The 24,605-nt window shown below is 67.8% G+C and carries 20 protein-coding genes; 1 reads left to right on the top strand and 19 read right to left on the bottom strand.

The features are described from left to right. Positions 1 to 17: 17 nt before the first annotated feature. The 14 genes from ACAW63_RS18995 to ACAW63_RS18930 all read right to left on the bottom strand — a co-directional run bounded on the left by ACAW63_RS18995 (position 18) and on the right by ACAW63_RS18930 (position 15,719). The gene (locus ACAW63_RS18995; protein ID WP_371227709.1) at positions 18 to 1,241 is read right to left on the bottom strand and encodes an acyl-CoA dehydrogenase family protein; all 1,224 of its coding nucleotides are present in this window, start codon (positions 1,239 to 1,241) and stop codon (positions 18 to 20) included. Continuing rightward, positions 1,238 to 2,389, bottom strand: a complete 1,152-nt coding sequence (locus ACAW63_RS18990) for an acyl-CoA dehydrogenase family protein (protein WP_371227707.1) — start codon at positions 2,387 to 2,389, stop codon at positions 1,238 to 1,240. Before ACAW63_RS18990 ends, ACAW63_RS18995 begins: the two co-directional genes overlap by 4 nt. Before the next feature lie 7 nt (positions 2,390 to 2,396). Beyond that, positions 2,397 to 3,365: an NAD(P)H-dependent flavin oxidoreductase gene (locus tag ACAW63_RS18985; protein WP_371227705.1), complete on the bottom strand. Its 969-nt coding sequence runs from the start codon at positions 3,363 to 3,365 to the stop codon at positions 2,397 to 2,399. A 16-nt stretch (positions 3,366 to 3,381) separates the two neighbouring features. Continuing rightward, positions 3,382 to 4,473 (bottom strand): Zn-dependent alcohol dehydrogenase, encoded by a 1,092-nt coding sequence (locus ACAW63_RS18980; RefSeq protein ID WP_371227703.1) that lies wholly within the window; start codon positions 4,471 to 4,473, stop codon positions 3,382 to 3,384. A 9-nt stretch (positions 4,474 to 4,482) separates the two neighbouring features. Beyond that, complete coding sequence (locus tag ACAW63_RS18975) at positions 4,483 to 5,889, bottom strand: coniferyl aldehyde dehydrogenase (protein WP_371227701.1); 1,407 nt, start codon at positions 5,887 to 5,889, stop codon at positions 4,483 to 4,485. A 30-nt stretch (positions 5,890 to 5,919) separates the two neighbouring features. Further along, positions 5,920 to 6,711 carry an enoyl-CoA hydratase/isomerase family protein gene (locus ACAW63_RS18970; RefSeq protein WP_371227699.1) on the bottom strand — a complete coding sequence of 264 codons (792 nt, stop codon included), beginning with the start codon at positions 6,709 to 6,711 and terminating at the stop codon, positions 5,920 to 5,922. 67 nt (positions 6,712 to 6,778) lie between these two features. Next, complete coding sequence (locus tag ACAW63_RS18965) at positions 6,779 to 7,927, bottom strand: acyl-CoA dehydrogenase family protein (RefSeq protein WP_371227697.1); 1,149 nt, start codon at positions 7,925 to 7,927, stop codon at positions 6,779 to 6,781. Between the two features lie 65 nt (positions 7,928 to 7,992). Beyond that, a complete protein-coding gene (locus tag ACAW63_RS18960; RefSeq protein WP_371227695.1) occupies positions 7,993 to 8,820 on the bottom strand; it encodes an SDR family NAD(P)-dependent oxidoreductase in 828 nt (275 codons plus the stop codon). A gap of 15 nt (positions 8,821 to 8,835) precedes the next feature. After that, positions 8,836 to 9,243, bottom strand: coding sequence for a MaoC family dehydratase (locus tag ACAW63_RS18955; protein WP_371227693.1), 408 nt, complete (start codon positions 9,241 to 9,243; stop codon positions 8,836 to 8,838). Between the two features lie 12 nt (positions 9,244 to 9,255). Beyond that, complete coding sequence (locus ACAW63_RS18950; protein ID WP_371227691.1) at positions 9,256 to 9,696, bottom strand: MaoC family dehydratase N-terminal domain-containing protein; 441 nt, start codon at positions 9,694 to 9,696, stop codon at positions 9,256 to 9,258. Positions 9,697 to 9,712: 16 nt separating this feature from the next. Further along, complete coding sequence (locus ACAW63_RS18945; protein WP_371227689.1) at positions 9,713 to 10,897, bottom strand: lipid-transfer protein; 1,185 nt, start codon at positions 10,895 to 10,897, stop codon at positions 9,713 to 9,715. 35 nt (positions 10,898 to 10,932) lie between these two features. Further along, the gene (locus ACAW63_RS18940; protein ID WP_371227687.1) at positions 10,933 to 12,489 is read right to left on the bottom strand and encodes a long-chain fatty acid--CoA ligase; all 1,557 of its coding nucleotides are present in this window, start codon (positions 12,487 to 12,489) and stop codon (positions 10,933 to 10,935) included. Positions 12,490 to 12,861: 372 nt separating this feature from the next. Beyond that, entirely contained in the window at positions 12,862 to 14,550 is a 1,689-nt protein-coding gene (locus tag ACAW63_RS18935; protein ID WP_371227685.1) for a GMC family oxidoreductase, read from the bottom strand. 38 nt (positions 14,551 to 14,588) lie between these two features. Further along, positions 14,589 to 15,719, bottom strand: a complete 1,131-nt coding sequence (locus ACAW63_RS18930; RefSeq protein WP_371227683.1) for a CaiB/BaiF CoA transferase family protein — start codon at positions 15,717 to 15,719, stop codon at positions 14,589 to 14,591. Positions 15,720 to 15,981: 262 nt separating this feature from the next. Here ACAW63_RS18930 and ACAW63_RS18925 point away from each other — a divergent pair, with 262 nt between their 5' ends. Beyond that, positions 15,982 to 18,669 (top strand): LuxR C-terminal-related transcriptional regulator, encoded by a 2,688-nt coding sequence (locus tag ACAW63_RS18925; RefSeq protein ID WP_371227681.1) that lies wholly within the window; start codon positions 15,982 to 15,984, stop codon positions 18,667 to 18,669. Positions 18,670 to 19,083: 414 nt separating this feature from the next. Here the strand turns inward: ACAW63_RS18925 and ACAW63_RS18920 are convergent, their stop codons facing one another. The 5 genes from ACAW63_RS18920 to ACAW63_RS18900 form a co-directional block, all read right to left on the bottom strand. Next, positions 19,084 to 19,902, bottom strand: coding sequence for a CoA ester lyase (locus ACAW63_RS18920; protein WP_371234717.1), 819 nt, complete (start codon positions 19,900 to 19,902; stop codon positions 19,084 to 19,086). An 11-nt stretch (positions 19,903 to 19,913) separates the two neighbouring features. Beyond that, positions 19,914 to 21,104, bottom strand: coding sequence for a CaiB/BaiF CoA transferase family protein (locus ACAW63_RS18915; protein ID WP_371227679.1), 1,191 nt, complete (start codon positions 21,102 to 21,104; stop codon positions 19,914 to 19,916). Between the two features lie 77 nt (positions 21,105 to 21,181). Next, on the bottom strand, positions 21,182 to 22,531 hold the full coding sequence (locus ACAW63_RS18910) for an MmgE/PrpD family protein (protein ID WP_371227677.1): 1,350 nt from the start codon (positions 22,529 to 22,531) through the stop codon (positions 21,182 to 21,184). A gap of 28 nt (positions 22,532 to 22,559) precedes the next feature. Next, positions 22,560 to 23,720: an acyl-CoA dehydrogenase family protein gene (locus ACAW63_RS18905; RefSeq protein WP_371227675.1), complete on the bottom strand. Its 1,161-nt coding sequence runs from the start codon at positions 23,718 to 23,720 to the stop codon at positions 22,560 to 22,562. 49 nt (positions 23,721 to 23,769) lie between these two features. Beyond that, positions 23,770 to 24,597, bottom strand: a complete 828-nt coding sequence (locus ACAW63_RS18900; RefSeq protein WP_371227673.1) for a MaoC family dehydratase N-terminal domain-containing protein — start codon at positions 24,595 to 24,597, stop codon at positions 23,770 to 23,772. Between the last annotated feature and the right edge of the window lie 8 nt (positions 24,598 to 24,605).

Here is a 24,605-nt window from a genome sequence, read left to right as displayed (position 1 = left end):
AAGATTCATGGCAATGCTCAGAGTCCGAGTATCTGCTTGGCGATGATGTTGCGCTGGATCTCGCTGGTGCCGCCGTAGACGGATGTCTTGCGGTAGTTGAAGTAGCGCGGCAGCAAGGCTGCCAGCTCGGGCGACCCGGGATTGGCCTCCACGTCGCGACCACGGTTCTCGGCCCAGGTATCGCGGACGAAGGGCCAGCCTCGTGGCCCGGCCACTTCGATCGCCAGCTCGCTGATGGCCTGCTTGGTTTCGGTGCCGACCAGTTTGATCATGCTGGAGGCGGCGCCCACCGAACTGCCGGAGCGCTGCCCGGAGAAAAGTCGTAGTTCGGTCGCCTCCACGGCCTCGACACGAATCGCCAGCTCGCAATAGCGCCGCTGGAAATCGGGGTCCTCGGCCATCGGCCGGCCGTCGACGCCGGGCAACCGTTCGGCCAGCTGCATTACCTGTCCCAGCTGGTAGCGCAGTGCCGGGCCGTAGCTGTTACCGCGTTCGAATTCGAGCAGGTACTTGGCGCAGGTCCAGCCTTGGCCTTCCTCGCCGATGCGGTTGGCCAGCGGCACCCGCACATTGTCGAAGAACACCTCGTTGACCTCCTGCTCCCCCGGGTAGGGGCCATCCAGCAAGGGCAGCGGACTGACGCGGATGCCGGGGCTCTTCATGTCCACCAGCAGGAACGAGATGCCGGCCTGCTGCTTCGCCTCCCGACTGGTGCGAACCAGGCAGAACATCCAGTCCGCCCACTGCGCGTGGGTGGTCCAGATTTTGGAACCATTGAGCACGTAGTCGTCGCCATCGCGCTCCGCGCGCATCTTCAGTGCCGAAAGATCGGAGCCCGCTCCCGGCTCGGAGTAGCCCTGGCACCAGAAGATGTCGGACGACAGCGTCGGCGGCAGGAAGCGCGCCTTCTGCGCTTCGCTGCCGAAACCCATGATCACCGGCGCCACCATCTTGATGCCCATCGGCGAGATTGGCGGGCAGCCGGCAGCGGCGATTTCGCACTGGAACAGGTAGCGCTGCGTCGGCGTCCAGCCCGGGCCGCCGTGCTCGGTCGGCCAGTCCGGCGCGGCCCAGCCGCGAGCATGGAGTTTCTTCTGCCAGCACTGCTGGCCCTGCTTGTCGAGGAAGCCGTTCTTCGAGCGTCGCATCAGCGCGCGCAGCTGGTCGTCGAAGGCCTCGCCGATCCAGGCTCGCACTTCCTCGCGGAAACGTTGTTCCTCGATGCCGAATTGCAGGTTCATGCCAGTGCCCTCCGCGGTAGCACCAGGCTGGCGTACCGGCGCACGTGGTGGTCGAGGGAACCGAACTGCTGCTCCATCACCGTGGCCCGCTTGAAGTAGTGCCCCAACGCCAGTTCCTCGGTGATGCCCATGCCGCCGTGGATCTGCACCGCGGCCTGGCCGACGAAGCGCAGGGCCTTGATGGCCTGCGCCGTGGCCGCGCAGGCAGCGAGCGCGAGATCGGTGGGCGACGCCAGGGCACGCATGGCCGCCAGATAGGTCAGCGACAGCGTCTGCTCGATCTGGATATGCATCTCCACCATGCGGTGCTGAAGTACCTGGAAGCTGCTGATGGGCACGCCGAACTGGCGCCGCTCGCGGGCATAGGCCAGGGTGTCGGCGAGCATCCGCTGCATGCAGCCGACCGCCTCGGCGCAATGCGCAAGCCGGGCCTCGTCGAGCACGCCCTGCAACAGGGCAAAGCCCTGACCTTCCGGACCCAGCAAGGCGCTTTGCGGCACCCACAGGTTGTCGAAATGGATATCGGCGGCGCGGCTGCCATCCACTGTCGGATAGTCCAGGCGCCGCAGCACCCTGGCGTCGTTCTCGACCAGGAACAGGCTGATGCCGTCACGATCGCGCAAGGTGCCTGCGGTGCGCGCGCTGACCAGCAAATGGCTGGCCCAGGGCGCGCCCAGCATCAGGCACTTCTTGCCGTTGAGACGGTAGCCCTCGGCCTCCCGCTGCGCGCGACAGGCAACATCGTGCAGGCAGTCGCGCCCCTGCTCTTCCCGCTGCGCGAGGGCGATGCGCAGGTCACCGGCGATGATCTGCGGGATCAGTCGCTGCGCCTGAGCCCCGCCCACCCGCCGGAGCAGGCCGCCACCGATCACCACGGTGGACAGGTACGGTTCGACCACCAGCGCACCGCCGAATGCCTGCATGACCAGCAGGTTTTCCAGCAGGCCGCCACCGAGCCCGCCATGTTCCTCGGCGAAGGACGCCCCCAGGACACCCAGGTCCTCCGCCAGGACCTCCCAGCATTGTGGCCGCCAACCCTCCGCGGAGTTCACCGCTTCCATGCGCTGGGCAAAGCCGTAATGCTTGTCGAGGAAGCATTGCAGGCTGTCCTGCAACAGCTTCTGCTCCATCGTCAGCTCGAAGTCCATGGCGACCTCAGCAAGCCAGTGCCCGTGCACGCTCAAGAGCGGCGCGGCAGTCGCGGACCATGCGTTCGAGCAGTTCGGCGCAGGTCGGGATGTCGTCGATCAGGCCGACGCACTGGCCGGCGGTGACGATGCCGTCGTCGGACGCCCCGTTCTCCAGCGCGGCGCGGCCACGGGCGCCAGCCACCAGGTGGCGGATGTCCTCGAACTTCGCGTTGCCGCGCTGCTCGATGCTCACTACTTCCTCGGAGATCGGGTTGCGCAGCACTCTCGCGGTGTTGTGCAGGGTACGGAAGATCAGCCGGGTGTCGCGCTCGGTGGCGCCGACCAGGGCACGCTTGATGTTCTCGTGGATCGGCGCCTCGCGGGTGGCGCAGAAGCGCGTGCCCATGTTCACCCCTTCCGCCCCCAGTGCCAGGGCAGCGGCCATGCCGTCGCCGTCGGCGATGCCGCCCGATGCGATCACCGGCACCTGCAGGCGGCGCGCCGCCAGCGGAATCAGCACCAGGCCGGGTACGTCGTCCTCGCCGGGGTGGCCGGCGCATTCGAAGCCGTCGATGGACACCGCGTCCACGCCCAGGCTCTGCGCCTTCAGCGCATGGCGCACGGCCACGCACTTGTGGATCACCGTCATCCCGGCGGACTTGGCACGGGCGATGTACTCGCCAGGGTTGTTGCCGGCGGTCTCCAGCACCTTCACGCCACTGGCGATGATGACGTCCAGGTACTGCTCGTAGGGCGGCGGGTTGATCGACGGCAACAGGGTCAGGTTGACCCCGAACGGCTGGTCGGTAAGCGTGCGGCAACGCTCGATCTCGGCGGCCAGCGCCTCCGGAGTCGGCTGGGTCAGCGCGGTGAGGATGCCCAGGCCGCCGGCGTTGGAGACGGCGGCGGCCATCTCGGCGCGGCCGACCCACATCATGCCGCCCTGGATGATCGGATAGCGGATGCCGAGCAGTTCGGTAATGCGTGTCTTCATGGGGTTTCTCCGCGTGTCACTGGTCGAAAACGATGACCGAGCGCGCCAGTTCGCCCCGGCGCAGCTCGTCGAAGCCCTGGTTGATCTGCGCCAGGCCGATGCGCTGGGAGATCAGTTCGTCGAGCTTCAGCCGGCCCTGCAGGTAGAAGTCGACCAGCCGCGGCAGGTCCACCGGGAAGCGATTGGAGCCCATGAACGAGCCCTGGATGCGCCGCTCGGCGAGGAAGTCCAGGCCGCTCAGCTCCAGCTTCACGCCGGGCTTGATCATGCCGATGACGGTGGCGCCGCCGCCGCGCGCGAGCATGGCGAAGGCCTGCTCGGCGGTCTGCTTCAGGCCGATGCACTCGAAGGCGTGCTGCACGCCGCCACGGGTCAGCTCCAGCACCTGCTGCACGGCGTCGCCGTCGGCGGCGTTGATCAGGTCGGTGGCGCCGAAGGTCTTCGCCAGTTCCAGCTTGGAATCCAGCCGGTCGATGGCGATGATCCGCCCTGCCCCGGCCAGTGCCGCGCCATTGATGGTGGACAGGCCGATGCCGCCGCAGCCGATCACCGCAACGGTCTCACCCGGTCGTACCTGGGCGGTGTTGAATACCGCGCCGGTGCCGGTGATCACCGCGCAACCCAGCACGGCGGCACGGTCCAGCGGCATGTCGCGGCGGATGGCGACGCAGGCGTTCTCGTGCACCAGCATCTGCTCGGCGAAGGCCGAGAGGTTCATGAACTGGCTCACCGGCCTGAGGCTGGCGACTTCGCTCAGGCGCGGCGGCTCGTCCTTGCCGCGCTTGGTTTCCGGCGACACGCACAGCGACAGGTGCCCGGACACGCAGTGCGGACAGTGTCCGCAGAAGGCTGAGAGGCAGGTGACGACGTGGTCGCCCGGCTTCACCGAGCGTACTTCGGAGCCCACCTGCTCGACGATGCCGGCGGCCTCGTGGCCGAGGATTACCGGCAGCGGCCAGGGATAGGCACCCTCGATGAAATGCAGGTCGGAATGGCACAGCCCCACCGCACGAGTGCGGATCAGTACCTCACGCGGGCCGGGTTTGCCGATGGCGACTTCCTCGATGCTCAGCGGTGTGCCCGGCTGGCGCAATACAGCAGCTTTCATGGAGCTTCCTCAACGACAGATCATGGCAGCGACGGCCTGGCGTACCGGCTCGACATAGGGCGGGCGCATCAGGTCAGGACCCTCGGCGGGCTTGAAAACCGCCTTGGCGTGACTGAAGGTGCGGAAACCATCGCGGCCGTGATAGGCGCCCATGCCCGACGGGCCGACGCCACCGAACGGCAGGCTCTCGATGCCGACGTGCTTGATCACGTCGTTGATCGTCACCCCGCCCGAGGTGGTACGGCTAAGCACCTGGGCCTGCTCGTCGGCGTCGCTGCCGAAGTAGTACAGGCCCAGCGGGCGCGGATGGGCGTTGATGTAGGCGATCACCTCGGTGATGTCCTTGTAGGGTTTGATCGGCAGCAGCGGACCGAAGATTTCGTCCTGCATCACCTTCAGTTCGTCGCCGGGATTGCGCAGCAGGGTCGGCGCCAGCTTGTGCGCGGCCTGTACGGCGAAATCCTCGTCGGCCGGGTTCAGCTCGATCAGCTCGACGCCCGCTTCGCGCGCCTCGTCCAGGTAGCCCTGCAGGCGCTGCAGGTGACGGGCGTTGATCACCGAGGTGTAGTCGGGGTTGTCGCGCAGGCTCGGGTAGAAGCGCGCGATCGCCTCGCGGGCGCAGGCGATGAAGTCGTCCAGCGATTCTTCGGGGACGAACACGTAGTCCGGCGCCAGGCAGATCTGCCCGGCGTTGTGCAGCTTGCCGGCGATGATCTTCTGCACCGCCGTCTGGAAGTCAGCCGAGCGGGAAATGATGGTCGGCGACTTGCCGCCCAGCTCCAGGGTCACCGGCACCAGGTTCTCGGCGGCGGCGCGCATCACCTGCCTGCCGACGCTGGTGGCGCCGGTGAACAGCAGGTGGTCGAAGGGTTGGGCGCAGAACGCCTGGCCCACTTCCGGCCCGCCGGTGACCACGGCGACCTCGTCCTCGGCGAACACCGAGGCGATCATCCGGGCGGTCAGCTCCGAACTGTGCGGGGTGAACTCCGAAGGCTTGATGATCGCCCGGTTGCCGGCGGCCAGCACTCCGGCCAGGCCGGAGAAGACCATGTTCACCGGGAAGTTCCAGGGGGTGACGATGCCCACCACGCCCAGCGGCTGGTACTCCACCCACGCCTCGCCGCGCTCGCAGTGGCGAGGTTCGGGCTGCATCCAGGCGGCGAGCTGGGCCCTGGTCTGCTTCAGGGTCATCAGCGGCGAGAGCACTTCCACCACGCGGGAGAAGTCGTCGCTGCGCTGGCCGAAATCGGCGCGCACGGCGGCGATGATCTCGTCCTGGTGATCGACCAGCAGGCCGATGGCGCGGTCGATCAGTTCGATGCGCCGCTCGGCGCTCATCGGCTCGCTGGCCAGGTGTGCGGCGCGCTGGCGGTCGAGAATGGCGCGGATGGCGGCGCCGGGGCTGGTCTGGGTCATGGCGGTGGTCTCGCTCGTTATGGTTGTCGTTCAGTCTTCGCGGCGCGACGGCCACTCGTACTGCGGGGCTTCCTTGCGCATGAAGCGCGTGGAAGCCTCCTTCACGTAGCTGGAGGTGAGCGCCAGGGCCTGGGCGGCGGCCTCGGCGTCGAGCTGGGCGGCCAGGTCGCTCTCGAAGCTGCGAGCCAGCAGGCGCTTGCTCATGGCAAAGGCCGGCGGCGACATCTGCGACAGTGCCCGCGCCAGTTCCTCGGCGCGCTCGGCGGCGCGGTCGCCAGTGTGGGTTTCCAGGGCGATGCCCAGCTGAACGGCCTCGCTGGCGCCGATCTCACGGGCCGAATAGAGGATTTCGCGGGCTCGCTGCATGCCCACCAGGCGTGGCAGCAGCCAGGAGGCGGCGAGGTCCGGGACCAGGCCGATGCGGGCGAAGGCCATGCAGAAGCGCGCGCGCTCGCTGGCGATGACGAAGTCGGCGGCCAGCGCGAGGCTGAAGCCGGCGCCGTAGGCCACGCCGTCCACCAGTGCCACCACCGGGCGGTCGAAGTCGGCCAGGGCCGCCAGCAGGCGATTGGTTTCGGCCATGCGCATGCGTACCGCGCTGGCTTCGGGCGTCCCCCCCATGCTGCTGACGTCGCCGCCGGAGCAGAACGCCCCACCGGCGCCGGACAGCAGCAGCGCGCGAACCTCAGGATTGCGGCGCAGCGTGGTGAGCGCGTCGATCAGCTCGGCGACCATGGCCGTGGACAGCGCGTTCTTGCGTTCCGGATTGGCCAGCGTCAGGCGCGCCAATCCGTCTTCGATGCAGAGTTCGATGCTCGACATGCGTACCTCGCGGCAGGCACCCCGGCGGGAATGGCCGGCCCGCGCGCGGCGGCCCGGCCCACCCGCATCACAGGGTGCGGGCGATGATTTCCTTCATGATTTCGTTGGAGCCGCCGAAGATGCGGCCCACCCGGGCGTTGGCGTACATCCGCGCGATGGGGTACTCGAGCATGTAGCCGTAGCCGCCGTGCAACTGCAGACACTCGTCGATCAGCTTGCAGTTCTGCTCGGTGCACCACCACTTGGCCATGGCGGCCGTCTCGCCGGACAGCTCGCCCTTGAGCACCTTGACCATGCAATCGTCGACGAAGGCGCGGGCGATGGTGGCGATGCTCTTGCACTCGGCGAGCCTGAAGCGGGTGTTCTGCAGGTCCAGCAGGGTCTGGCCGAAGACCTTGCGGCTGCGCACGTACTCGGCGGTTTCCTCCACCGCGCGCTCCATGGTGGCCAGCGCGCCGAGGGCGATGATCATGCGTTCCTGGGGCAGCTGCTGCATCAGCTGGATGAAGCCCTTGCCCTCTTCCGGGCCGAGCAGATTGGCGGCCGGCACGCGCACGTCGTCGAAGAACAGCTCGGTGGTGTCCTGGCCCTTCTGGCCGATCTTTTCCAGGATGCGGCCACGGCGGAAGCCGGCCAGGTCCCTGGTTTCGACCACGATGATCGAGGTGCCCTTGGCGCCCTTCTCCGGGTCGGTCTTGGCCACCACCAGGATGATGTCGGCGTGGTAGCCGTTGGTGATGAAGGTCTTCGAGCCGTTGATCACGTAGTGATCGCCGTCACGCACGGCACGGGTCTTGATCGCCTGCAGGTCGGAACCGGCGCCCGGCTCGGACATCGCAATGGCGCCCACCAGCTCGCCACGGGCCATCTTCGGCAGCCAGTCGAGCTTCTGCTGCTCGCTGGCGTAGCGCAGCAGGTAGTGCGCGACGATGCCGCTGTGCACGTTGGTGCCCAGGCTGGTGCACATCGCCCGGCTCTGTTCCAGGGTGACGATGGCGTCGTGGGCGAAGGTGCCGCCACCGCCGCCGTACTGCTCGGGGATGCTGGGCAGCAACATGCCGAACTCGCCGGCCTTCAGCCACATGTCGCGGTCGATGTACTGCTGCTTCCACCAGCGCTCCTCATGGGGCACCAGCTCGTTGGCGATGAAGCGGCGGATGGAGTCCTGGAAGATCACCAGGTCGTCGGTGATCCACGGCGATTGAGTGGCGCTCATGGCGGCTCCTCGGCAAGCGGTTCAGAAAGAAGGCCGGCCGCACGGAGCGGCCGGCAGAGAGACGGTCAGGGACGACCGCCGCCGACAATCAGCACCTGGCCGGAGACGTAGTTCGACTCCGGGATGCAGAACAGGTACACGCCACCGGCGGCCTCTTCCGGGGTGCCGGCGCGGCCCATGGGGATCAGCGCGGCGGCGTTCTTCGCCATCTGCTCGCTGATACCGACCTTCAGCTCGCGGCCGCCGACGTTGATGGTGGCGCCCTCGCCGGCCGCGGCGGAGGTCAGGCGGGTTTCGATCAGGCCGAAGGCGACGCTGTTGACGCACACCTTGTAGCGCCCCCACTCCTTGGCCAGGGCCTTGGTCAGGCCGTTGATCGCGGACTTGGCCGCCGAGTAGTTGGCCTGGCCGGGGTTGCCCATCACACCGGACACCGAGGAGATGTTGACCACCTTGCGGAACACCTCGCGGCCTTCCTCGGCTTCCTTCTTGGCGGCTTCGCGGAAGTGTCCGGAAGCGGCGCGCAGGATGCGGAACGGCGCGGAGACGTGGACTTCCATGATGTCGTCCCACTGCTGGTCGGTCATCTTCTGGATCACGTTGTCCCAGGTGTAGCCGGCGTTGTTGACGATGATGTCGAGGCCGCCGAAGGATTCAAGCGCGGTCTTCACGAAGCGCTCGCCGAAGTCCTTGTCGGTCACGCTGCCGACGCAGGCGACGGCGCGGCCACCTTCGGCGACGATCTGCGCAACCACTTCCTCGGCAGGGGCCGCATCGAGGTCGTTGACCACCACGGCGGCGCCGTCGCGGTGCAGCTTGAGGGCGATTTCACGGCCGATGCCACGGCCGGAACCGGAAACGATGGCGACCTGGCCTGCGAGTTTGTTGCTCATTGCTGTTCTCCTGTTTCAGGCGTCCAGGGCCACGACGGCTTCGCCGGACAGTTTGATTTCACCCGCCTGGTTGCGGGTGGTGATTTCCAGGCGCACGGTGCCGGCAGCCTCGTCCTTCTCCAGCACACGGCCGGAGCAGGTGATGGCGTCACCCAGGTGGGTGATGGCGGCGAAGCGCACCGAGAATTGGCGCAGGCGCTCCTGCGGCACCCAGTTGGTCAGCAGCCGGCCCAGATAGGCCATGGACAGCATTCCGTGGGCGAACACGTCCGGCATGCCGGCCTTCTTCGCGAAGTCGATGTCGACGTGGATCGGGTTGTGGTCCCCCGAGGCGCCGCAGTACAGCGCCAGGGTGGTGCGGTTCACCGGCTCGGTGGTGAAGCTCGGCAGTTCGTCGCCGACGGCGATTGCATTCAGGTTCACGCTCGGCTCCTTTTAGTTGCGTACGACCAGGCTGTTGCGCAGTTCCGCCACCAGCTCGCCGGCGCCGTTGGTGACGCGGGTCTCGCGCACCACGAACTCCAGGGCACCGCCCTTCTTGTCGTAGATGTCGACGATCTTCGTCTCGAAGCTCAGGCGCTCGCCGGCGAAGGCCATGCAGTGGTAGGTGAAGCCCTGCTCGGCATGCAGGATGCGACCGAGGTCGATGTTCAGGCGCTTGAGCACCGAACCCGAACCGCCGGCTTCCATGTCCAGGCAGAAGAGGAAGGTCGGCGGCACCGGCAGGCCGGGGTAGCCAGCGTCACGGGCGGCGGTCTCGTCGCTGTAGCGCGCATCCGCCTGGCCGGTGGCCTTGGCGAAGAAGCGCAGCCGCCCCGCCTCGACCAGTTGCGTGTGGTTGGAAACCACCGCGCCGATATGGCTCTTGTCGATCATGCTCGCGGCTCCCGGATCACTGGCGCTGGAACAGGGTGACGACGCAGGCGCCGCCCAGGCCCAGGTTGTGCTGCAGGGCGAAGCGCGCGCCTTCCACCTGGGTGGCGTCGGCGGTTCCGCGCAGCTGGCGGGTCAGCTCGAAGCACTGGGCCAGGCCGGTGGCGCCCAGCGGATGGCCCTTGGACAGCAGGCCGCCGGAAGGGTTGGTGACGATGCGACCGCCGTAGGTGTTGTCGCCGTCGAGGATGAATTTCTCGGCGGTGCCTTCAGGCGTCAGCATCAGGCCTTCGTAGGTGATCAGTTCGTTGGCGGTGAAGCAGTCGTGCAGCTCAACCACCTGGATGTCCTGCGGACCCACGCCGGCCTTCTCGTACACGGCGGCAGCGGCGTTGCGGGTCATGTCGTAGCCGACGACCTTGCGCATGTCGCCTTCGTCGAAGGTGCTGTTGCGGTCGGTGGTCATGGCCTGGGCGGCGATCACCACGTCGGTGCGCAGGCCGTGCTTCTTCGCGAAGGCCTCGGAGCAGACGATGGCGGCGGCGGCGCCGCAGGTCGGCGGGCAGCACTGCAGGCGGGTCAGCGGGTCGAAGATCATCGGCGACGCCATGACTTCCTCGACGCTGACCACGTTGCGGAATACCGCCAGCGGGTTGCGCGCAGCGTGCTGGCTGGCCTTGACGCGGATGCGGGCGAAGGTCTCGCGGCTGATGCCGTATTCCTTCATGTAGGCGCGCCCGGCGCCGCCGAAGAACTGCGCGGCACGTGGTGCCTGCTCGTCGAAGCCCTGCACCTGCTGCATGGTCTTGGCGAAGCGGTCCATCGGGCCGGTGCGGTCGGTGTAGGCGCCTTTCAGCGCGCCTGGGACCATCTGCTCGAAGCCCAGGGCGATGGCGCATTCCACCGCACCGCTCTCGACGGCCTGGCGAGCCAGGAACAGTGCGGTGGAGCCGGTGGCGCAGTTGTTGTTGACGTTGACCACCGGGATGCCGGTCAGACCTACGCCGTACACCGCGGCCTGGCCGCAGGTGGAATCACCGTAGACGTAGCCGACGTAGGCCTGTTGCACCAAGGCATAATCGACGCCGGCATCGGCCAGCGCGGCCTTGGCCGCGTTGGCGCCCATGATGTGGTATTCGTCGCTCTGGCCCGGCTTGGTGAAGGGGATCATGCCGACCCCGGCCACCACTACTTTATTGCTCATATGTTTCTCCTTGGGGATGGGCGTGTCGCACACCATCAGTTGACGGCGCGTTTCTGGTCTTTCCAGTAGGGGGCGCGCAGGTCGCGCTTGAGGACCTTGCCGGCCGCCGAAAGCGGCAGCGCGGTCACGAACTCGACGGATTTCGGGCACTTGTAGCCGGCGATGTGCTGGGCGCAGTGGGCGCGGATGTCGTCGGCGCAGACGTCGCTGCCCTCGCGCAGCACCACCACGGCGTGCACCGCCTCGCCCCAGCGTTCACTGGGGATGCCGATCACCGCGCAGCTCTGCACGGCCGGGTGGCGGGCCACCACGTTCTCGACTTCGGCGGAGTAGACGTTCTCGCCGCCGGTGACGATCATGTCCTTCAGGCGGTCGACGATGAACAGGAAGCCACGCTCGTCCATATAGGCGCCGTCGCCGGTGTGCAGCCAGCCATTGCGCAGGGCCTTGGCGGTCTCCTCCGGGCGATTCCAGTAGCCGAGCATGACGTTGGGGCCGCAGGCGATGATCTCGCCCACGGTGCCGCGCGGCACCTCGACGCCGTCCTCATCGACGATCTTCACCAGGCCGCCGTAGCCGCCGCGCCCGGCGCTGCGCACCAGGCCGCTGGCGATGCCGTCGGCCTCGTGGGTCCAGTCCGGGCTCACCGAGATCACCGGCGACGACTCGGTCATCCCGTAGGCCTGCATGAAGGCAACGCCGGGGAACTTGGCCAGCGCCTGCTCGAGCACTGGCAGGGCGATCGGCGAGGCACCGTAGGCCATGCGCTTCAGGCAGGACAGGTCGTAGCGCTCGAAGTCCGGGTGGTTGATCACCGCCTGCAGCATGGTCGGCACCAGCAGAATCTCACTGATCCGTTCGCGCTCGATGGTCTGAATCACTTCCAGCGCATCGAACATCGGAACGAACACGTTGACGTCGCCACTGATGACCTGGCTGATGCAGCGGGCCATGGCGGCGGTATGGAACATCGGCGCCGCGTGCAGAGTGCGCGAGTCGGCCTCCGCCGGGTATTCGGCCATGCGCGCCACGGCAGAGGACCAGAGGTTCAGGTGCGACTGCATCACGCCCTTGGGCAGGCCGGTGGTGCCGCCGGTGTACATGATCGACGCCAGGTCATTGCCGCCACGCAGGGCATCGGCGACGGGCGCGTGGCTGGCGATAAGGCCCTCGAAGGAATGCATGCCCTCGGGCGCCGCGCCGTCACCGACGTGGACCAGCAGCGGGGCGCGCTTGGCGCCGGCGCGGATGCCTTCGGCCAGGTGCAGGAAGTGGTCGTCGATCAGCAGGATCTCGGTCTGGCAGTCGTCCAGCGAGTAGACGATTTCCGGCACGCTCCAGCGAATGTTCACCGGGTTGAGCACGCCACCGCCCCACCAGGTGGCCAGCATGTATTCCAGGTAGCGGTCGGAGTTCAGGGCCAGCATGCCGACCCGGTCGCCAACGCGCATGCCCAGCGCTTGCAGGGCCGCGGCCAGGCGCGAGATGCGCTCGCCCTGCTCGCGGAAGGTCCGCGTGCGGCCGCGGAAGATGGTCGCGACGTGGTCCGGGTCCTGCTGCAGCATGCGCTGCAGGCCTTGGGTCAGGTACATGGCAGGTCTCCAATGGATGTTGTTCTTGTGAGTTCGATACTAGGGAGCGGCGCCGGATGCGGCGTCGGTCGAAGGGATGAAGCTGCGGTGGTTTGGCGGATGGTTCGAATGGACTAGAAGCTGGAAGTCGGACCGCATCGGGCGGTTCGCGAGCAAGCTCGCTCCTACAGGCATGCGCCGGACCGCTCTTCGTAGGAGCGAGCTTGCTCGCGAACCCGCCAATGACACCGGCCTTGTCGGCGGATCGCGGATAAAATCCGCTCCTACGGGTTCAGCTCTGCGCGCCCTTTCGTAGGAGCGAACGCTCCAGCGGCGCAATAAAAAAGGGCCAGGCGCCCGAAGCCGCCCGGCCCTCCCCCGTACAACCCTGTATCAGCTCGCCAGCACTTCCCCCAGCGACGCCGCACGGTCCGACGCCATGTCGTTGCGATCGGCCAGCACCAGGTCGGCGCACTTCTCGCCGATCATGATGGTCGGCGCGTTGGTGTTTCCGCCCACCTGCAGCGGGATCACCGAGGCGTCCGCCACCCGCAGCCCCTGCACACCGCGCACGCGAAGCTGCGGATCGACCACCGAGTGCTCGTCGCCGCCCATCCGGCAACTCCCCACCGGGTGGTAAACGTTGTCGCAATGCTCGCGGATCATCTGCTTGACCGCGTCGTCGTCGCTGCCGTCGAACTTCAGGTGACCGTGGAACAGTGGCTTGCCGCCGAAACGCGTGAGCACCGGTTGCTCGAGAATCTGGTGCACCAGCTTGACGCCCTTGAGCATGGTCGCCATGTCGCGCTCGTCCTGCAGCAGGTTCAGCTCGATCCGGGGATCATCGCGCATGTCGGCGCTGGCCAGGCGGATCTGCCCGCGACTGTGCGGACGCAGCACGCAGACATGCACGGAATAGCCGCTGCCGTAATGGAAGGTGCGCCCGTGGTTGTCGCCGGAGGACATCACGAAGTGCAGCTGGATGTCCGGATCGGCCAGGGCGGGATCGGTCTTGAGGAAGGCGCCGGCCTCGGTGAAGGTGCGGGTGAACAGGCCACCGCGCTCGCGCTTGTATTTGCGCCACTGCCAGAGGTAGCTGAGCGCACCGCGAACGGTCACGCCGAACAGGTCGGTGCTGAAGATGCGCTTGTGCAGGATCAGGTCCGGGTGCTCCTGCAGGTTCTGCCCCACCTCGGGCGCATCGTGCAGCGGGGTGATGCCCATCTGGCGCAGGTGCGCGGCCGGGCCGATGCCGGAGACCATCAGCAGTTGCGGCGATACCAGGGAGCCGGCGCAGACGATCACTTCCCGCGACGCGTGCAGCGCCGCTTCCTTGCCTTCGCGCTCCACCAGCACGCCGGTTGCCCGCTTGTCCTGGAACAGGATGCGCAAGGCCCGGGTGCCCGTAAGCACATGCAGATTGGCGCGGCCGCCGTTGTGTACCGCATCCTCGGCCTTGCCACGGTGCAGGTAGGCGCGCGCCGCGTTCCAGCGCTCGCCGTTGAACTGGGTGACCTGGAAGTAGCCCACCCCCTCCTGCTGCGGTCCGTTGAAATCGTGGTTGTACGGATGGCCGGCGGTGGCCGCCGCCTCGATGAAATGACGAGCCCAGGAGCACGGCGAGCGGGGATCGGTCACATGCAGGGGGCCGCTGCCGCCGTGCAGTTCATCATCGCGACCGGCAACGCGTTCGTTGTTCTCGGCGCGCTTGAAGTACGGCAGCACTTCCTTCCAGCTCCAGCCCTCGCAGCCCTGGCTCGCCCAGCCGTCGTAGTCCGAGGGGGTGCCGCGCAGGTAGAGCATGCCGTTGATCGACGAGCTGCCGCCCAGCCCCCGGCCGCGCGGCAGGTAGCTCGCGCGTCCGGCCAGGCTTGGCTGCGCAGTGCTTTCGTAGGCGTAGTTGTACTCGCCCTTGCGCGGAATGGTCAGCACCAGCCCCACCGGCACCGTGACCTTGCCGTGGTGGTCGTGGCCGCCCGTTTCCAGCAGCGCCACCGTGCAGCCGGCATCGGCCAGACGGCCCGCCACGGCGCAACCGGCGGACCCGGCGCCCACCACGATGTAATCGAATAGCCGTTCCATCTGTTTCACCTTTCTTGTTGTTGAGGACGGGGCGCGGGTCAGATGACGCCGGCGCTCTTCAAAGCGGCAATGCGCGTGTCCGGCACACCCCAGTCATACAGCACGGCTTCGCTCTGTGGCTCGCCCTGGGGCTGTGTCGGGGTTGCCGCCGGCGTGCGGCTGAAGCGCGGGGCCGGCGCGGGCTGGAGCACGCCGCCCAGCTCCAGGTAGGTGCCGCGCGCACGGTTGTGCGGGTGTTCGGCGGCCTCGGCCCAGTCCAGCACCGGGGCGAAACAGGCGTCGCTTCCTTCCAGCAGTTCGCACCACTGGGCGCGACTGCGCTGGATGAACAGCGCGGCGAGCTTGGCCTTGAGTTCCGGCCACTGGCGCTTGTCCATCTGCTGCTGGAAGTGCGGATCGTCGATGCCGCAGCGCTGAAGCAGCTCGGCATAGAACTGCGGCTCGATGGCGCCCAGGGCGATGTACCGGCCGTCGGCGCACTGGTAGGTGTCGTAGAAGTGGGCGCCGCCGTCGAGCAGGCTGACGCCGCGCTCGTCACTGAGCCGGCCGGAGGCGCGGAAGCCGTACATCATGGCCGAGAGCAGCGCGGTGCCGTCAGTCATGGCCGCATCCACCACCTGGCCGCGCCCGGACTGTCGCGCCTCCAGCAGCGCGCAGAGCAGCCCGAAGGCAAGCAGCATGCCGCCACCGCCGAAGTCGCCGATGTAGTTGTGCGGCACCACCGGCTTCTCGCCGGGACGACCGATGGCGTGCAGCGCTCCGGCCAGGGCGATGTAGTTGATGTCATGGCCCGCGGCCCGGGCCAGTGGACCGTCCTGGCCCCAGCCGGTCATACGGCCGTAGACCAGTTTCGGATTACGCTCCAGGCACGGCTCCGGGCCCAGGCCGAGGCGCTCCATCACGCCGGGGCGGAACCCCTCGATCAGGGCGTCGGCGCCTTCTACCAGTTGCAGCAGGGTTTCCACGCCTTCTGCCTGGCGCAGGTCCAGAGATATGGCGCGGCGGCCACGGCTGAGCACGTCGAAGCGCGCGCGCTCGCCCAGGGACTGGCCGGGGCGTTGCACGCGGATGACCTCGGCGCCCATGTCGGCCAGCAGCATGGCGCAGAACGGCGCCGGCCCCAGGCCAACCATTTCGATTACCTTCATTCCCGTCAGCGGGCCCGCCATCGCATCGCTCCTGTCTGGCTGCGCAAGCACCGGATCATCCGGCGGGTACCCAGCCTAGCGACGCGCCATCAGCCAACAATGGTTCGAAGGGACGAAAGTCCCGGCTAGTCCTTCGGGCGACTGGCGTGCCTCAAACTTCGCTTAGTTCGAATGGACGACTGCGCCATTTGCGCCGCCCGTGGCAAGATGCCGTATTCGAGAACAACAAATGAGCCGGAGGTGGCGCCCCAGAGCCGCCAACCGACCGGCCAGCGGAGTCATCATGTCTGCCCAAGTCCATCCGCCGCGCATCCTGGCGAGCAAGTTCGCCGTGCCTGTGGCCGCCAGTACCCACCTGCTCCGACAGCACCTGCTGGAGCAGATGGAACAGGCCGATGCCGCGCGTCTGATCCTCGTCCGTGCCGCCGCCGGTTTCGGCAAGACCACCCTGCTGCAGCAGTATCGCGAGCGCTGCCTGGCCACCGGTCGCCAGGTGCTCTGGCTCAACCTCGACGCCGCCGACAACGACCTGCTGCGCTTCGTCGCGCACCTCTCCACCGGCCTGCGCCAGCTGGACGGCGCCGCGCCCATCGAGGAGCCGGGGCGCACGCAGCCGATGCAGGACCTGCTGGAAGAGCTGTCCGACCGTACCCAACCCTTCGCCCTGCTGTTCGACGAGTTCGAAGCCGTGCACAACCCGGCAGTACTCAGCTTCGTCCAGCAACTGATCGACGCCCTGCCCTCCTGCGGCGTACTGTTGATCGCCTCGCGGGCGACCCCGGACATCGGCCTGGGCCGAATCCGCGCCCGCGGCCAATTGCTGGAGATCAACCCCAGCGCGCTGCGCTTCACCATCGAGGAGGCGACCCGCTTCATTCGCGACAAGCGCCAGTTGCCACTGCGCGACAACGAGATCGCCACCCTGCACCGCTGTACCGAGGGCTGGATCACCGCCATCTACCTGGCGAGCCTGTCACTGCAAGGTCGCACCGACCAGGCCGCGTTCGTCGCCAGCTTCTCCGGCAGCAACCTGGAGCTGGCCGAATACCTGGCCGAAGACATCCTTGCCCGGCAGAACGACGAATGCCGAGACTTCCTCCTGCAGACCAGCGTGCTCGACCAGCTCAGCGCGCCGCTGTGCGACGCCGTCACTGGCCTAGGCAACGGCCAGGCCATGCTCGCCTACCTGGAACGCGCCAACCTGTTCATCTTCCCGGCGGACAACGAGCACCAGTGGTTCCGCTACCACAGCCTGTTCGCCAGCTACCTGCGTGATGCCCTGGAGCGCCGCCACCCAGGCCGAGCCAGCACGTTGCACCGCGCCGCCGCACAGTGGTACCTGGCACAGCAACGTCCGGTGCCGGCCATCGACCACCTGTTGCGCGCCGGCGCCCGTGAGGAGGCCACCCGCCACCTGGCCCGGCATATCGCCGATTTCATGGACGTCGGCCGCTCGCGCCTGCTGCTGCGCTGGCTGGACCAGATTCCCGCCGAGGTGCTCAAGGACTACCCGACCCTGTGCCTGGGCTACTCCTGGACCCTCGCCCTGCACCGCCGTTACGCCGACGCCCTGCACAGCATCGGCCTGCTCGAGCGTGAAGCCGCTGGCGGCGAACAACCGGTCGCACTGGAGGCGGAGACCATCCGCTGCCTGCTGCTGGCACTCACCGACCAGGTCGAGGAATGCTGCGAGGCGGGCCTCGCCCACATCCAGCGCATACCCGACGACGAACAGTTCCAGTACGGCGTGATCGCCAACAGCCTGGCCTACAGCCTGGTTTCCACCGGTCGTTACGAGGAAGCGCGGCGTCTGCTGTCACGGGCCATCCTGCGCTGTTCGCAGAGCCGCACCGCGTCCATGGGCAGCGTCGCCAGTTGCATCGAAGGTGTGCTGGACATGATCCAGGGGCGCCTGGGCAACGCCGTGGCGCGCCTCCAGGCAGCGGCGCAACGGCAATCCGAAGGCGGTGTGGAGAAGGTCCTGGCCGGGCGTCCATCGCTGGAGATCACCCTGTCCATCGCGCTGTACGAAACCGATGCACTGGAGGAAGTGGCACAGCTGCTCGGCGAGGTATTGCCCAACGCCAAGGAAAGCAGCCCGCCGGATTCACTGATCTCCTCCCATGTGCTGTTGGCGCGCATCGCCCTGCTGCACGGCGACCGCGACAGCTGGCTGCGCCATCTGGCCGACCTGGAACAGATCGGCCAGCAGGCGGGTTCGGCGCGGGCCATCTGCTCGGCCTGGCTGGAGCGGGCACGCATCGCCACCCTGGAGAATCGCCTGGAAGCCGCCGCGCAGTCGCTGCGCTACGCCGAGCTGCACGGCGACTGGGAGCGCCCTGGCATCCTGCTCAACGGCAACGACGTCGACACACCGAGCATCGCCCGCCTGCGCCTGCGCATCGCCCAGGGCGACTATGCCGAGCCTGAGCGGCTGCTGGGTGAAGCGATGGCCAGCGCCCAACAGCGTCAGCAGCATCGCCGCGAACTCAAGCTGCGCCTGCTCCGTGCCCTGGCGCTGGACGGCCTCGGCCGGGGCGAAGCGGCGTTCGAAGAGCTGACCGAGGCGCTGCGTTTCGCCAGCCACGAAGGCTTCCTGCGCACCTTCCTAGACGAAGGTCCGAGCCTGGGCGCCCTGCTGCAACGCTGGGCCGTGCCCTGCCAGTCGCAGAGCCGCGCCCTGGGCATCGAACCGCGCTTTCTGGCGACCTTGTTGCAACGCTTCGCCGGCACCGGTGAAACCCAGGCGGCGGGCGCGGCGGCAGGAGCCGGCGGTGACGCCCTGACCAGCCGCGAGATCCAGGTGATCCGCCTGCTGGCCGCCGGCCACCGGAACAAGGTGATCGCCGAGAAGATGTTCCTCTCCGAGTTCACCGTGAAATCACACCTGCGCAACATCAACGCCAAGCTCGGGGCGCAGGGGCGGACCGAGGCGGTGGCGATTGCACGGGCGCGGGGATTACTGGACTGAGACCGGAACGGCGTCCGCGATAGCCCCGCGCCGATAACGGATCACGGACGAAGTCCGCTCCTACAAGACAGCTCTTTGCTCGGGTCAGCCCTCACCCTACCCCTCTCCCAGTGGGAGAGGGGTAGGGTGAGGGGATGCATCGGCACGGGCTTCCCTGAAGAAGACCGTTGCTCCTACGAGAGCCCCTCCTCGGCCCTATCCCTAAGGGGACGGGCTGAGGAGTGCGAGACGCGCCGGCACGGCTCAATCGGCAGATGTAGGGCGTATACCGCTTCGCGTCATCCCCCTATCGGCCAGGACTCAGCCTCTGGTGGATTCGAGCGGGGAGCGATCTGCCGGCCCCACGCACAGCGTTTACGATAAATACTGCGTATCGGCGTACAACCGTGAACGGTTGTACGCCCTACCTCGAGCTCAAGCGCCAGCGTTGGCCAGCAGGCGCCGGGCCCGCCCCAGCACCGGAGCATCGACCATCTGCCCATCGACCTGGAACGCCGCCGCGCCACCCTGCGCAGCCTCCAGCACGCGCCGAGCCCAGTCCAGTTCCTCGGCGCTGGGTGCCAGCGCCCCATGGACGACGCCGACCTGCTTCGGATGGATGCACAGCGCGCCCACCAGACCGAGATCGCGGCCATGGCGAATGGTCGCCGCCAACCCTTCGGCATCGTCGAACGCCGGGTAGACCGTATCCAGTGGCGGTTGCAGGTCGTTGACCCGCGAGTGCAGCAACAGGCTCAGGCGCACCTGGTCGTAGACGCTGGCGGCGGCCGCTGTGCCATTGCTCATGCCGATATCCAGGGCGAGGTCGAGCCCGCCGAAGGTCAGACGCTCCACGCCCTCGCACGCAGCGATTTCCCCCAGCGCGAGCAGGCCCCGCGCGCTCTCGATCAAGGGCCAGACCGGCTTGCCACAAGCCACCGCCACGCGAACCTGGGCGGCCCGTTCGGCCTTGGGCAGGAGAATGCCGGCAACGCCCGGCAGACGCCCGCAGAGTTCGAGGTCGGCGGCCTGCTCGGGATCGCCCGCGGCATTCACCCTCACCAGCACCCGCGCGGCCGGCTCGGCGCGGAGGAACTCCGCCAGGTTGTCCCGCGCCAGGGCCTTGAGCCCGGACTCCACGGCATCCTCAAGGTCGACGATCACCGCGTCCGCGCCACAGGCGAGTGCCTTGGCGAAGCGCTCCGGGCGGCTGCCGGGTACGAACAGGGCGGTTCGGACAATGGAATTCATCAGGTTCTCCTGGCTCATGCCGCGCCCTGCTCATGCAGGCGCTGGATGTCACTGGCGGTACAGCCCAGTTCCTGCAACAGACTGTCGGTGTGCTCGCCGAGCGCCGGCACCGGGTCCATGCGCGCGGCGAAGGCGCTGCTTCGGGCCGGCGGCAACAGCGCCGGCAAACGGCCAACCGGGCTGTCGATCTCGCGCCAGCCGTCGCGGGCGGCGAGTTGCGGGTGCTGCCACAGGCCACGCATGTCGTTGACGTGGGCGTTGGCGATCTGTGCCTGTTCGAGACGCTCGACCACTTGCTCCGCCGTCAGATTGGCGAAGGCTTCGACGATCAGCGCGCGCAATGCATCGCGGTTGGCGACCCGCAGGCTGGTGCCCGTGAAACGGACATCGCCGGCCAGTTCCGGGCGCTTCAGCACGACGTCACAGAAGGCTTTCCACTCGCGTTCGTTCTGCACGCCGAGCATCACGCTGCCGCCGTCGCCCACCGGGAACGGGCCGTAGGGATAGATGGTGGCATGGGCGGCGCCGGCGCGCGGCGGCGGGTTCTGGCCTTCGAAGGCGTAGTACATCGGGAAGCCCATCCACTCGGCCATGCTCTCCAGCATGGACACCTCGACCCGGCTGCCCTGCCCCGTGCGCCCACGCAGCAGCAGTGCCGAGAGGATGCCGCTGTAGGCGTACATGCCGGCGGAGATGTCGGCGATGGAGCAGCCGGCCTTGGCCATCCCGTCGGCGCCGGGACTGCCGGTCACCGAGAGGAAGCCGCTTTCGCTCTGGATCAGCAGGTCGTAGGCCTTCTTCTGCTCGTAGGGGCCGCCTTCACCATAGCCGGAGATATCGCAGACGATCAGGCGCGGGAAGCGTTCGTGCAGCACCTCGAACGACAGCCCCATGCGTGCGGCGGCGCCCGGTGCGAGGTTCTGCACCAGTACGTCGGCGCGCTCCAGCAACTGCTCCAGTACGGCCTGCGCCGGCTCCTGCTTGAGGTCCAGGGCCAGGCTCTCCTTGGAACGGTTGGTCCAGACGAAGTGCGAGGCCATACCGCGCACGCGTTCGTCGTAGCCACGGGCGAAGTCGCCGACACCGGGGCGTTCGACCTTGATCACCCGCGCGCCGAGGTCGGCCAACTGGCGGGTACAGAACGGCGCGGCGATGGCGTGTTCCAGGCTGATGACGGTGATCCCGTCGAGGGGACGCGGACTCATGGACAACTCCTGACGCCAGCCGGTTGGCCGGCGCGATGATTCGGAAGGTCCGGGCGGCACCGCCGCCCGGGGCGGGCTCAGGCGAAGTCGTTGACCTGCTCGAGTCCATGCAGGCGCCAGGTGGCATCGATCAGCCGCGCGGCTTCGGCTTCGCCACGGGCGCCGGCGAAGGTCAGCAGTCGGCGGAACTTGTCCTCCAGCTCGTCGCGGCTCAGTGTGTTGCCGGGGTCGCCCTTGGGCTCATCGATGGCTCCTTCGAGGCGGCGGCCGTCGCTGGTCAGCACCTCGACCCGACCCAACCAGCGCTGCGGGTAGGCAGCATCGACCTCGGGGTCGAGCTGCATGGCGACCTTGTCGCGGAAGGCTGCGACACGTGAATCCTGCAGGGCGAATTCCTCGAACTCCACCAGCCCGGCCTTGCCGTGCACGGCGATCAGGCCCAGCACGGTGCCCATGGAGAACTTCGCCTGGTGCACGCTCTGCGGCACCACCACGCGACCAAGCACGTCGATGGCGCCCTGGTGCACACGGGTGGTGACGCGTGCAATGTCCTCGTGGCCCAGGCCCTCACGCTGCATCAACACGAGCAGCGCGTCGGCGGCTGGGTGCGTATGGCGGCAGGAGGCGTGGAACTTGAAGGATGTCTCGGTCAGCGCCCAGCGCGTGCCCAGCCCGTCCACCAGCCAACGCGGGTCGGCGTCACTGGACATCCCGGCGGCCATGCCCTGCTCGCCTTCGAGGATGTTCTGCGCACCGGTCAGGCCGTCGGCGGTCAGGTAGGCGGCCAGCAGGCCATCGGCAGCTGCCTTGGCGGTATGCAGCTGCTTGGAGTCGGCGGCGTCGCGCAGGAACTCCCAGAGCCCGGCGGCCTGGGTTCCGGCGCTGCCCAGGCAGTTCACGAACTGACGGCTGTCGAAGCCCAGTAGCTTGCCTACCGCCACCGCGGCGGCCAGGGTGCCGACCGTGGCGGTGGTGTGGAAGATGCGGTAGTGCGAGCGGCCGAGGAATTCGCCGATGCGGATGCCCGCCTCGTAGCCGGCGACGCTGGCGAGGATCAGTTCACGACCGGACCTGCCCAGATCCTGGGCGGCGGCCAGGGCCGCCGGGAAAACCACGGTGGCCGGGTGCAGCACGGAGCTGTTGTGCAGGTCGTCCTGCTCCACCAGGTGCGAACTGGCGGCGTTCACCAGGGCGGCGAAATAGGCGCTGCTGCCGGTGCCATCGACCAGAATGCGGCTGTTGCCGTCCGCCGGCCCCATCTGGCGGGCGTAGCGCTGGAACAGCGGGATCGGGTGACGGCCCTGGCTGGCCAGGGCCGAGCCCAGCCAGTCGAGGAACAGGTCTTCGGTGCGTTCGATCACCGCCTGAGGCAGGTCCTCAAAGCGCAGGCCGGCAAGGAACTCGGCCAGGGCGTGGGTATTGTTCATGTTGTTCTCGCTCTCGGGTGCGCCGGCGTCAGAAGGAACGCGGCAGTTCGAGCAGGTGCTCGGCCACGTAGGACAGGATCAGGTTGGTGGAGATCGGCGCCACCTGGTACAGGCGTGTCTCGCGGAACTTGCGCTCGACGTCGTATTCGCAGGCGAAGCCGAATCCGCCGTGGGTCTGCAGGCAGGCATTGGCGGCCTCCCAGCTGGCCTTGGCCGCCAGGTACTTGGCCATGTTCGCAGCGGCCCCCGCGTTGCGTCCGGCGTCGTAGTCCGCGCAGGCCTTCCAGCGCATCAGGTCGGCCGCCTCCACTTCGATGTGCGCCTCGGCGATGGGGAACTGCACGCCCTGGTTCTGCCCGATCGGGCGGCCGAACACCACGCGGTCACGGGCGTACTGGCTGGCCTTCTCGATGAACCAGCGGCCATCGCCGATGCACTCGGCGGCGATCAGGGTACGCTCGGCGTTGAGGCCGTCGAGGATGTAGCGGAAGCCCTTGCCCTCCTCGCCGATCAGGCTGCTGGCGGGGATTTCCAGGTTGTCGAAGAACAGCTCGTTGGTCTCGTGGTTGACCATGTTGGCGATGGGCTGCACGGTCAGGCCGTTGCCGATGGCTTCGCGCAGGTCGACCAGGAAGATCGACATGCCCTCGGCCTTCTTCTTCACCTCGGCCAGCGGCGTGGTGCGGGCCAGCAGGATCATCAGGTCGGAGTGCTGGATGCGCGAGATCCACACCTTCTGGCCGTTGATCACATACTTGTCGCCTCGGCGCACGGCGGTGGTCTTGATCTTGGTGGTGTCGGTGCCGGTGGTGGGCTCGGTCACGCCCATGGATTGCAGGCGCAGCTCGCCGCTGGCCAGCTTGGGCAGGTAGTAGGCCTTCTGTTCCTCGCTGCCGTTACGCAGCAGGGTGAACATGTTGTACATCTGCCCGTGAATGGTCCCGGAATTGCCGCCGCAGCGGTTCACTTCCTCGAGGATCACCGAGGCTTCGGCCAGGCCAAGGCCGGAGCCGCCGTATTCCTCTGGGATCATCGCCGACAGCCAACCGGCTTCGGTCATGGCGCTGACGAAGGCCTCGGGGAAGCCCTTCTCGTCGTCGATCCTGCGCCAGTACTCGGCGGGGAACTCCGCGCAAAGGGCGCGCACGCCGTCGCGGATGGCCTGGATTTCTTCGGGGGTGCTGCTCATGCGATGTCCTCGGTACGTCAGGCGGTCGCGATGCGGCCGCGTCAGGTTTTCAGTCGAATTCCACTTCGCCACTCTGGGCGATGCCGGCGCCGTTGCCGGCCCAGACCTCGGCCTTGCCCGGCGCGAGCAGGCGCCCGCCGAGTTCGAAGGCTTCCGGGCAGACCAGCGGGCGCACCCCACGGAAGGCGAAGCGGCGCAGGCGTGCCTGCGGGTTGGCGCGGCAGAAGGCGCGCAGGTTCAGGGTGGCGATCAGCGGGCCGTGTACCACCAGTCCCGGATAGCCCTCGGTTTCGGTGACATAGGGCCAGTCGTAATGGATACGGTGGCCGTTGAAGGTCACCGCCGAGTAACGGAACAGCAGCACCGGTGAAGGCTCCACGGCCTCGCTCCAGGCGCCGGCCGGCAGGGCTTCGCCGCTGGCGAGCCTGGGCGGCGTCGGTTCGCGGTAGACGATGTCCTGCTCCTCGCGAATCGCCAGGCGATCGTCCTGCAGGTAGTCGTGGCGCAGGGTGACGAACAGCAGCGAGCCGGTACGCCCATGCTTCTCCTCGACCTTGAGGATGGTGGTCACCCGGCTGGCCTGGCGGCCCACGCACAGCGGCTCATGGAACTCCATGCGGCCACCGGCCCACATGCGGTTGCGCCCATCCGCCGGCGGCAGGAAGCCACCGCGCGCCGGGTGTCCGTCGGCGCCCAGGCCCGATTCAGGCTCGGCGTCCTGGAAGAACGCCCACTGCCACAAGGGCGGCAGCGCTTCGCCGGCGCCGGGAGCCTCTTCGCCCAGGGTGACGGCGAGACGGCGGACCAGCACCTCGCTCAGTTCCTCGTGGCGCTCCTGGCTACGGCCGATCCAGGAGCTATAGGGGGAATCGCTCATCGCAGGGC

This window comes from Pseudomonas sp. QE6 (assembly GCF_041379005.1).
GTDB lineage: Bacteria > Pseudomonadota > Gammaproteobacteria > Pseudomonadales > Pseudomonadaceae > Pseudomonas.
Note: the sequence above shows the minus strand (reverse complement) of the source record. Positions and strands in the feature narration are given on the sequence as shown.